This is a genomic window from uncultured Lamprocystis sp. (assembly GCF_903933125.1).
Lineage (GTDB): Bacteria > Pseudomonadota > Gammaproteobacteria > Chromatiales > Chromatiaceae > Thiodictyon.
Map to the genome: position 1 here is coordinate 1 of NZ_CAIZIZ010000127.1, position 3,545 is coordinate 3,545.

The 3,545-nt window shown below is 61.8% G+C and carries 2 protein-coding genes; both read left to right on the top strand.

Features of this window, described 5'->3' with window-relative positions; genetic code table 11:
- Positions 1-184 (top strand): helix-turn-helix transcriptional regulator (locus QZY03_RS06145; RefSeq protein ID WP_295579125.1); only part of this gene is annotated, 184 nt, incomplete at its 5' end.
- Positions 185-472: 288 nt separating this feature from the next.
- Positions 473-2,110, top strand: a complete 1,638-nt coding sequence (locus QZY03_RS06150) for a hypothetical protein (protein WP_295579127.1) — start codon at positions 473-475, stop codon at positions 2,108-2,110.
- The last annotated feature ends 1,435 nt before the right edge of the window (positions 2,111-3,545 follow it).

The window sequence follows — 3,545 nt, forward strand, 5'->3', positions numbered from 1 at the left end:
AAGTCACGCTGAACTGCGGCTCTGTATCGCCTTGACCAAGGGTTCGAGCCTCGCCGAGTGCAGCGAAGAATTCCACATCAGCGTCCACACCGCCCGCTCGCAACTGAAGAGTATCTTCAACAAGACCGGCACGCGCCGCCAGGTCCGGCTGCTGCGGCTGATCTTGGCCTTTGTCGATCCCTGAAGGCCGCGCCCGGCGTCCCTTATTTTTCATATTTTTCACCCTTTTGGGGGATGCTAGCCGGCGGACATCTTGCGATCATTCGCAGTGGGAACGGTATCTTTCCCCACAGCCAATCCCAACCGCCATGCGGTTTATTTACCATAATCTTCATGTGGTTGGATTTCCTAATTCTCGCAGTCAACAGACAGGGTATTTACACCGATGAGAACGACAAACCGAGTATCCCTCAGGGTTCGCTGCGCCGTTGGCGCGCTGTCCCTTGCGGGCGTCTGCCTTGGCTCCACCGCCATGGGCGCCGTGACCCACACCTTCTCGCAGGCCGGCGTGCTCACGATCACCGGCGACGGCGCGAACGATATCATCAACGTGCAGCAAAGCAGCCAGAACGTCTTCTACCAGGCGAACGGTAGCGGCAACCTGGGCATCACGCCGGTCGGCACGGTCACAGCCGTCGTCGTGAACGCTGGCGGCGGCAACGACACCGTCACCGCCCCGTCCGTGACCAAGCCCCTGACCATCAACGGCGGTGCCGGCGATGACACGCTGAGCGGCGGACCCCAGGCCAACACCATCATCGGCGGGGCCGGCGGCGACAGCATCGACGGCAAGGGCGGGGCGGACACGCTCGACGGTGACGACCCGCTGGCGACGACCGCCTTCACGGGCGGGGAGGCGCAGACCTCCATCAATACGAAATTCACCGTCACGGCCACCGGCGGCGGCGTGGCCTACCGCCAGTCGTCTCAGGGCGGCGTCTCCACGCGCGGCTTCGGTGTCAGCAATCCGAATGACAACGGTGTCTCGGCCAGTCGCGGCATCGAGGGCGATGGGGCCAACAGCCACCCCGTTGAGACACTCATCGTGAAGTTCGCGGACCCCGACAAGGTCGCCGTCTCGGCCACGCTGACACTCGGATTGAACGGCGTCGGCGCGGCCGGCGATCCGGGATACAAGATCGTTGCCTACTACGGCGACACGGAGGTTGGCACAGTCGAGGGCTCGCTCCCCGGCGCGACGGGCTTGCTCACCGCGGTCGACCTCAGTTTCAACGGTGCGTTGTTCGACAAGGTCACGATCGAGAATACCCACTCCACGGCCGATGCCTTCGTGCTCTCGGCCGCGAGCTTTGCCACGACCACGACCGGCGATGACGAGTTCCGCATCTCCAACGCCCGAGACGCCTTCGGCGATGCGATCCACGGCGGATACGGCACAGACACCGTTGTGAACGCCACGACGGCGGAGACCATCGTGCTGACCGACTTCCGCGCCACCCCCGCGCTCGGCGTCCAGACGGTGTTCGACGTGGAGACGCTGTACGGCAACAACAAGGAGATTCGCGGCCGTGACGCGGGCTTCGACGGGGCCGGCAACGACCAGGACAAGCTGGACTTCACCGGCATGACCTTGTTTGATGTCACCTACATCACCGGCCGTTCGGGCGATGACCAGATCATCGGCAGCGATAGCAACGACGTCATCAACGGCGGCGCTGGCAGCGACCAATTGGCGGGTGGCCTTGGTAACGACACGATCAACGGCGAGGCCGGGGAAGACGTCCTCAACGGCGGCGAGGGCGAGGACGTCCTCAACGGCGGAGCTGGGGCGGACGTTCTGGCCGGCGGGCTGGATACCGACTTCGACCGGTTCGTCTGCCTCGTGGCCGACGCCAACAACAACGCCGACACCCTGACCGAGTTCAACCAGGGCAGCGACCAAATCGAGGTCAACACGAGCGTGTATGGCCAGGGTCAGCTTGATGTCGTCACGGGAACCGGCCCCTCCCCCACCGGCTTAGCGAGTGAAATTCGCTTCGCTTCCTCCGGCACCACGATCTACCTGCCGGGCACGGGCGCCAACGCGTTCCGGCAGATACTGGTTCCTGGAACGTTCGAACTGACCACCGCCGACTTCCTGCAGAACTAAGCGTCTGCTCCGGGTTCGGCATAGGACCGCCCGGGCTTCGGCCCGGGCGGTTTTTTTTCATAAGAAAGTGCATTGGCCCAAGTTTAACACCGCTATTCAAGGTGGATATGCATACCCACCGCACAGCGACAGATGGGTATCAGGTCCCTGGCGACCTTCACAGAAGTGAGTGACACTACCCGGTTAAACGCAATACCGTTCAATGGCACATAACAACAGCAATTCCCGGCGAACGGCGTGTAAGCCGCTGATTTATAAAGAATCACGATTCTGACCGCAACAAGATTTGCAAAATAGCAACCTATGGTTTCAAGAGGTTAGCGTTCACCGGGAATCGCTGACACGGGGAGGGATGGGGTCAGGTCTTGAAATCCAGCACTTAATCGCCGTCTCCTTGGTCTCGTGAAGAATGCGTGATTGCAAGACCTGACCCCGGTCCTTTTGACCCCGGTCCTTTGCGTGACCCCGGTCCTTTGCGACTGATGCGCTGGTTGGCTTGGTCCGCTACATCGCCATCATTCGGATGAGAGAAAGAGTATGAAAGTCGAACCAAGCGGCGTTGTCATGTTCGGGACCTGCGTCGTGCAAACGAGCGTATGCGTTGCTAAAGAGGCCGCCCCCATCACTGCGGTCTGGACGGTGCCTAATAGAACGCAAATTAACGTTTGCTCAGCCTGCTTAAACGAGCAACTTCGGACGGGGAAATGGATAATCGAAGGGGCTCGGCCTGCTGCTGTTGCGCAATAAGCGAGGGAAAAGCGGGAAAAGGGCTCAGTGCGGCCTGGCAAGGCCGCGTGTTCTAGCGGGTGAAGGCCCCGCCTGGGTCATCGTGAGCCGCGAGCCCAGTATCGAGCCTTGCGGCGTAGCCGGTAACGGACGCGTCGATGCTGCGGCTGATACGCAGGCGAGGTGCAAAGGTAACGGGTGATGCCGACCCTGAAGATGTTGAGCCCCGAACGTTTTGGTTGGTGACCGACGGTTTTGTCCCGCCGGTAGGTAACGAGGCGCTGCGCAATGGCGAGCGGCGCCGGTACTCCCCGGGGTCCGAGGCCGTGTCGCGCCTGACATTGAGAACACGCGGTCACCAGGGAGATCCAAGTGTAGGTCCGTGGGAGTCGGGCACCCATGAACACGTGTAAGAGCGCGGACATGGGCAGCGGTGCTTGGAAGTCGGAGCCCTCCATCGTACCGTCGATGCCGGGTCATGCCGGGGCAGCCTTGCGGGTGGCGGTTTGAGACAATGCGCGATCGATACGCGGCCCGACGCCGAGAGGACGATGCCCGCGACCACGAAAATCAAGCATGTCAAACGGATAGACAAGCATCGCGCGCTACGCTGGACGCACGGCGCGCGGCGTCGATGGGGCGGTGTGGCCCTGTTCGTCCGTGGATGACTCAAACTGGGAGCCGGATGGTGTCACACTCCAAGTCCGGT

What these genes read in the sequence shown, in the direction of transcription:
- QZY03_RS06150 (WP_295579127.1), top strand. Translation starts at nt 473, where the DNA reads ATGGGCGCCGTGACCCACACCTTCTCGCAGGCCGGCGTGCTCACGATC.